The sequence below is a fragment of the Rhizobium acaciae genome (assembly GCF_025941625.1).
Taxonomy (GTDB): domain Bacteria; phylum Pseudomonadota; class Alphaproteobacteria; order Rhizobiales; family Rhizobiaceae; genus Rhizobium; species Rhizobium acaciae.
The window spans coordinates 1-889 of record NZ_JAPCZO010000083.1 but is presented as its reverse complement, the minus strand read 5'-3'; the positions used below and the strand labels follow the sequence as shown (position 1 = coordinate 889).

Here is an 889-nt window from a genome sequence, read left to right as displayed (position 1 = left end):
GCTCTCCATTATTTCCGGGGAACCGTTTAACCCGGCCCACTCAGATCGTCGCTTCAGGATCATCCTTTCCGACTACGTTACCCTCGTCTTTTTTGAAAGGATTGTGGAGCGTGCGGCGCGTGAAGCTCCCGCCGTCAGCTTCGAATTTCGGCCTCCCACCGACGACAACGTGGACCTTCTCCGACGCGGCGACGTCGATCTTCTAATTCTTCCTGAAATTTTCATATCGAACGCTCATCCTCGAACGAAATTGTTCGACGATGTACACGTGTGTGTAGGCTGTCGCTCAAACAAACAGCTGTTACAGCCACTTACAATCGAAAGATACATGTCGATGGGGCACGCTGCGGTGAATTTCGGGAATACCCTCAGGCTAGGGATCGAGGAACAGTATTTGCGCGAGCACGGTCTCGAGAGACGTATCGACGTCCTCGTACAGGGCTATAGCATGCTCCCGCCGATAGTTTCAGGGACCAAGCGTATAGGAACCATGCCCTTACGGCTGGCACAGCATTTCGAAAAGACACGGTTGCCCCTCCGAATCGTTGAGCTTCCGCTGCCACTACACCTTCCATTCACCGAGGCCGTGCAATGGCCCGCGCTTCACAACAGTGATCCGGCAAGCCTCTGGATGCGCGAAATGCTATTCGAAGAGGCGTCTCGTATGGTTTCGCCGCGTGCCACGGCCGAGCCTCTCGTCAACCCGGCCCAGCACGAGTATAGTCTGGCCCACCTCTGATCCGCGAACTTCATCGGAGCCCGGACAGTAGAGTTGGCGGCGTGGCACCCTTGCTGGCGAGACGCGTCAATTCTGCCGGTACGGTTGTCCCCTCCCCGCAGCATTGGCGGCCGCGTCGATCACGGAGGAATATCTGTCTGGATCGCCCCG

1 protein-coding gene is annotated in these 889 nt (G+C 56.9%); it reads left to right on the top strand.

Annotated elements, in window-relative coordinates; all coding sequences use genetic code 11:
- Nucleotides 1–739: LysR substrate-binding domain-containing protein (locus OLZ32_RS39180; RefSeq protein WP_264425741.1), on the top strand; the 739-nt coding region annotated here is incomplete at its 5' end.
- Between the last annotated feature and the right edge of the window lie 150 nt (nt 740–889).